9 protein-coding genes are annotated in these 3,801 nt (G+C 44.8%); 8 read left to right on the top strand and 1 reads right to left on the bottom strand.

Annotation, left to right across the window (positions count from 1 at the left end; genetic code table 11):
- Window positions 1-116: 116 nt before the first annotated feature.
- Window positions 117-455 carry an ankyrin repeat domain-containing protein gene (locus EDM54_RS17235; protein ID WP_183189169.1) on the bottom strand — a complete coding sequence of 113 codons (339 nt, stop codon included), beginning with the start codon at window positions 453-455 and terminating at the stop codon, window positions 117-119.
- Between the two features lie 130 nt (window positions 456-585).
- On the opposite strand from EDM54_RS17235, the gene EDM54_RS17230 reads away from it, so the two are divergent.
- The 8 genes from EDM54_RS17230 (at window position 586) to EDM54_RS17195 (ending at window position 3,717) form a co-directional block, all read left to right on the top strand.
- On the top strand, window positions 586-930 hold the full coding sequence (locus EDM54_RS17230) for a helix-turn-helix domain-containing protein (RefSeq protein ID WP_007779043.1): 345 nt from the start codon (window positions 586-588) through the stop codon (window positions 928-930).
- 341 nt (window positions 931-1,271) lie between these two features.
- The gene (locus EDM54_RS27405; RefSeq protein WP_081494681.1) at window positions 1,272-1,358 is read left to right on the top strand and encodes an antirestriction protein ArdA; all 87 of its coding nucleotides are present in this window, start codon (window positions 1,272-1,274) and stop codon (window positions 1,356-1,358) included.
- Window positions 1,334-1,525 carry an antirestriction protein ArdA gene (locus EDM54_RS17220; RefSeq protein ID WP_307723576.1) on the top strand — a complete coding sequence of 64 codons (192 nt, stop codon included), beginning with the start codon at window positions 1,334-1,336 and terminating at the stop codon, window positions 1,523-1,525. The genes EDM54_RS27405 and EDM54_RS17220 overlap by 25 nt, the downstream gene beginning before the upstream one ends.
- Before the next feature lie 181 nt (window positions 1,526-1,706).
- Window positions 1,707-1,949, top strand: coding sequence for a hypothetical protein (locus EDM54_RS17215; protein ID WP_007779040.1), 243 nt, complete (start codon window positions 1,707-1,709; stop codon window positions 1,947-1,949).
- On the top strand, window positions 1,918-2,145 hold the full coding sequence (locus EDM54_RS17210) for a hypothetical protein (RefSeq protein ID WP_007779038.1): 228 nt from the start codon (window positions 1,918-1,920) through the stop codon (window positions 2,143-2,145). The genes EDM54_RS17215 and EDM54_RS17210 overlap by 32 nt, the downstream gene beginning before the upstream one ends.
- 56 nt (window positions 2,146-2,201) lie before the next feature.
- Entirely contained in the window at window positions 2,202-2,390 is a 189-nt protein-coding gene (locus tag EDM54_RS17205; protein ID WP_007779035.1) for a hypothetical protein, read from the top strand.
- A gap of 105 nt (window positions 2,391-2,495) precedes the next feature.
- Entirely contained in the window at window positions 2,496-3,110 is a 615-nt protein-coding gene (gene radC, locus EDM54_RS17200) for a RadC family protein (protein ID WP_122958529.1), read from the top strand.
- A gap of 19 nt (window positions 3,111-3,129) precedes the next feature.
- Window positions 3,130-3,717, top strand: coding sequence for a JAB domain-containing protein (locus EDM54_RS17195; RefSeq protein WP_122958528.1), 588 nt, complete (start codon window positions 3,130-3,132; stop codon window positions 3,715-3,717).
- Window positions 3,718-3,801: the final 84 nt, after the last annotated feature.

The following is a 3,801-nucleotide window of genomic DNA, read 5'->3' as shown; positions in this document are numbered from 1 at the left end:
AAAGTTATCGCATTAAGGAAAAGAAAAAAGCAGGTTTCTTTCGACCGGAGCCTGCTGAAGTAAACAACCAGTAGCGACAAAAATGGGGAATTTTCAACCGATAGTTTTGGGGAAAATTAAATCGATATTGACACTCGCAAGGATTCTTGCTGATAATGAGGCAGTGATTTTGTATCTGCCCCCGCATCTATCAATAGTCTGAGGATGGCGACGTTGTTTTTATCAAACGCAGATTTCATAACCGGATCACCAACCATATCCCTGGAATTGGGATCGGCACCCGCTTTTAGAAGGAGTTTGACGATATTCTCTGATTCTTTTATGACAGCCCACCTCAGAGCATTGTAATCATACTGCCCTTTATAGTTCGGGTCTGCTCCAGCACCGAGCAACTCTCTAACTTTGTTTTCGTCCTTTGCCTTTGTGGCAAGAATCAACTCTTCTCCAAGTGACATTTCTGATAACACTCCAATCATGGGAAAAATTAGTTCTACGATATTAATAATAACCATAAAACAGATATTTTGAATACCCTTATTGCATTCTATCAATTCCGATAGGCTTGCATTAAAGGGGTGGTAATGATTGAATCCCATTGAAATCGGCAAGCGAATACAGGAGTTACGGAAAAAGAAATATCGTAACCGCGCTGAGTTTGCGGAAGCCTTGCAGACTTCAGAAGGTAATGTAAAACGGATAGAAAACGGACTGGGCCTGCCCAGTATTGATTTATTGGTAAGAGCCTCTATCCTGTTAAATACACCTACAGATGTTATTCTGTTTGGAGATGATACTTCACCTACAGAAGAGGACTGGGAGAGCTTGAATCGAATTTATCGAACGCTTAGTGAAACCGGACGCAAAACCCTGAACAATATTGGGCAAGAACTTCTGTCGCTGGAATACAGCCTGAAACACGGCAGGGAGTAAAAATCTTCCGGATTCCGAAAGCCTATACAAGCAAAAAACTGCATATATTTTTCCCCGGTTCCACAACACAAAATTAAAGGGGGGTGCCAGCCGTTTCATGCCCCACCCGGTTACACATGGACTGTGATCTACTGTTCGTCAGTAGATTGCAGTCCTTTTTTTGTTTAATTGCTCAATTGAGCGTGACAGTGAGCAGGGAAGGTGAAAGGCTTCCCAAATAGTGAGTAGGTGAATCAAAGATGATCAAGCAGTGTCGTTTTGAATAAAGGCTGGGTTGCAGTCTGTTGCTTGTCTTCGCTTATTGTTGTAAACAAATTCTTGCAAAATCGGAGGGAGTCTGTATGAAAGTTAAAATCTATGTTGCCAATCTGGCGAAGTACAACGAAGGGATATTGGTTGGCGAGTGGCTGACTCTGCCGATGAGGTAGTAAGTTTGTTGGAGAGCGGTGACTACAGTGTGTCTTTAGATGTGAACAGTTTATACGATGTCGCGGCGAATATGGTAGATGAATGTTACTTTGGCCCGATTCCCCCATCCCTAGCCAGCTACATCGATTATGAACAAATTGCGAGAGATTTGAAGATGGACGGATAGTATATGCACCATGAACTAAGGATTGCAATTCGTCCTCACTCATAATCTCCTGAAGAAGAAGCTTTTCTCTTCTCCAATTAAATCTGATATATCGTGCCTGCTTGCGTCAAAGCGGGTTATTTGTGTTGCCATTAAACCGCTAAAGGGCGTATGCCAGCAATGGAAGGAGGTGAAGTCACTTATGAGAGAGTTGCTAATAAATCTGGAATTGAAACTTGCCGATCTGCTCATTCAGGAGAAGATGCTACGCAACTGTGACACCAATCATCCAATCAATGCTCGTAATCTTGAGCAGATACGTAGTCGCATCAAGTCTTTGAAGATCCAGATTGATATGATTGACGTTTTGCGGTCGGTCGAACGCGAAGTTAGCAAGAAAGGAGTTGAGAGGCATGGAACAGAGCAAACAGAGCTTATCAGATGAGTTGGTGGTGCTTCTGAATCGTTTGGCCCTGAACGGTGACATTCACATTGCCGGGCACGTCCTGTACGCTTACGTCAGCCGCTTCTGGAGGCTTGAGAGGGATGTTGCCAAACAATACGTCATTCAGTATTTTCAGGAGAACCATCCCAAGCAGTTACAGTGGTATTTGAAAAACAGGAAGAAAATCAAATCATAGGCTCTTTTGCAGAACGATGCAGAAGGGCCATTTTTTATGCCCGAAAGGAGGTGAGGATGATGGAGAAGCATGTTGATTTGTGTGAGAAGAGAAAGTGGTTGCTGGCGGCGTTAAAGCATTTACGAGGTATCAAGCAGATGCGTCCCACTTGGGGGCGGCTTTATGCCAACACTCTCGTCAAGCTGGTGCTCGTTGAGATGAAGCTGGAGCAGTTAGAACAACAAAAAGGATGTGAACCAAGATAGGAATCACACCCAATTAACTTTGCTGATTGTATTGTACAGGATATCGCTTTACCAGCACAAGGAGGGTTTACCGCCCTCCTTATTTTCATTTCACGGAGGTAATGTATGACAGATAAATGCACCGCTCAAACAACTCTGGCGACCGTTCTGGCACATCTCATTGACGAGAAGCCGGAAGGAAGAGTCATCCATAACTTGCTTGCCTGCTTCCCTACCCTGCAAGAACTGCTGGACGCAACAGAAGAAGAACTGACAGCCATTTCGGGCATAGGGCCAGTCAAGGCCTACAAACTCATATCATCTCTGGATTTGGCACGTACCATATGCTCAATAACGTCGCGTCCATCTGTTGTCCGGTCTGCAAGAGATGTTTTTAATCATCTCAAGGTAGAGATGCAGTATTTACCCAAAGAGTATTTTGTCGTGATCGGCTTGGATAACAAGAGGCGCATTTTGTTTTCGGAAGTGGTCGCGATTGGATCACTGGATGCGGCCATCATCCATCCACGCGAGGCATTCCGCCCGGTATTGAAGAGAAATGCGGAAGCGGTGATCTTTGTCCATAATCATCCATCTGGCGATTCCTTTCCATCCCGAGAGGATATTGAAATAACCAAAAGACTGCAACAATCTGGAGAGATTCTAGGTATTCGGGTCGTCGACCACATAATTATAGGGTTCTGGAGATATTTCTCCTTGGCCGAACAAGGCTATCTATAACGCACAGGGGGTAGAAGTTATGAGAAAGCAACCTTTCGCGGGCAAGCCGCTCCATCATCACCTTTTAAAAGAGGCTCAGCTTATAGATACATTGGGCACTCTGATGACGACAGTTACGCATCCTCAACAACTTACTATGCTTGCCGACGAGGATATCAAACGTATCGCAGACGGTAACGCTACTGCTACGAAACAATTGCGGGCTACCTTGCAACTGGCTCATCTACTTGCTGTTCCACAAAAACGACAGCATTTTACTGTTCGCCTCCCCAGAGATGTTGTCCAGTATTGCCGGGACAGCATTAGGAGTTGTGGCGAGAGAAACACGTTCCTGATCGGGTTAAATACCAAGAACATGATCACGACAACAAAGTGTATTCCCGAAGAGACGATGCAGAGCCTTACCACCTATCAACGGGCCGTATTCCGTCATCTGATCATCCATAAGTGTGCATCGGGTATTTTGGTTCACAAACAAAGCGCCGGCAATGTCAATCCATCGCAGGAACAAATAAGATTATCCACGCAGATTACCGAAGCAGGGGGTCTGTCAAGATTTTTGTGTAAACTCAATCAACCAATATATGAAAAGGTTTCATCCCCCTAATTGGGCCATTTTTCGAAACCAATAGAGTCAAGGGCGAAAGGCGAAGCGAACCCTTGACGCGTTGGTGGAGAGAAAGATAATCCC

Source organism: Brevibacillus borstelensis, from assembly GCF_003710865.1.
In the GTDB taxonomy this organism is placed as follows: domain Bacteria; phylum Bacillota; class Bacilli; order Brevibacillales; family Brevibacillaceae; genus Brevibacillus; species Brevibacillus borstelensis.
This window is presented reverse-complemented; position numbering and strand designations above follow the sequence as displayed.

Bases quoted from the DNA above. Each gene is read 5' to 3' on its own strand.
- EDM54_RS17235 (WP_183189169.1), bottom strand. From the start codon at position 455: ATGTCACTTGGAGAAGAGTTGATTCTTGCCACAAAGGCAAAGGACGAA.
- EDM54_RS27405 (WP_081494681.1), top strand. From the start codon at position 1,272: ATGAAAGTTAAAATCTATGTTGCCAATCTGGCGAAGTACAACGAAGGG.
- EDM54_RS17215 (WP_007779040.1), top strand. From the start codon at position 1,707: ATGAGAGAGTTGCTAATAAATCTGGAATTGAAACTTGCCGATCTGCTC.
- EDM54_RS17210 (WP_007779038.1), top strand. From the start codon at position 1,918: ATGGAACAGAGCAAACAGAGCTTATCAGATGAGTTGGTGGTGCTTCTG.
- EDM54_RS17205 (WP_007779035.1), top strand. From the start codon at position 2,202: ATGATGGAGAAGCATGTTGATTTGTGTGAGAAGAGAAAGTGGTTGCTG.
- radC (WP_122958529.1), top strand. From the start codon at position 2,496: ATGACAGATAAATGCACCGCTCAAACAACTCTGGCGACCGTTCTGGCA.
- EDM54_RS17195 (WP_122958528.1), top strand. From the start codon at position 3,130: ATGAGAAAGCAACCTTTCGCGGGCAAGCCGCTCCATCATCACCTTTTA.